Source organism: Chryseobacterium mucoviscidosis, from assembly GCF_002177115.1.
Classification (GTDB): Bacteria; Bacteroidota; Bacteroidia; order Flavobacteriales; family Weeksellaceae; genus Chryseobacterium; species Chryseobacterium mucoviscidosis.
Map to the genome: position 1 here is coordinate 1 of NZ_MVAG01000042.1, position 246 is coordinate 246.

The following is a 246-nucleotide window of genomic DNA, read 5'->3' on the forward strand; positions in this document are numbered from 1 at the left end:
ATCGGTTCGAGTCCGGTTCCCGCTACTAAGAAAAAGTTTGTGTCGGAAACGTTTATAAAAATATACCGCGGGATGGAGCAGTACGTAGCTCGTAGGGCTCATAACCCGAAGGTCATCGGTTCGAGTCCGGTGCCCGCTACTAAGAAAGAGGTTCGGTACCCCTCTAAAAATACACCGCGGGGTGGAGCAGAAGCTAGGTCGGCGGGCTCAGACGGGGGAGGTCGCTCGTGGGCGTCGGCTGAACGC

Annotated in this window: 1 tRNA gene; it reads left to right on the forward strand. The window is 56.1% G+C overall.

Annotated elements, in window-relative coordinates:
• The first annotated feature begins 66 nt into the window (after window positions 1-66).
• Window positions 67-139, forward strand: a tRNA-Met gene (locus B0E34_RS01130).
• Window positions 140-246 lie beyond the last annotated feature (107 nt).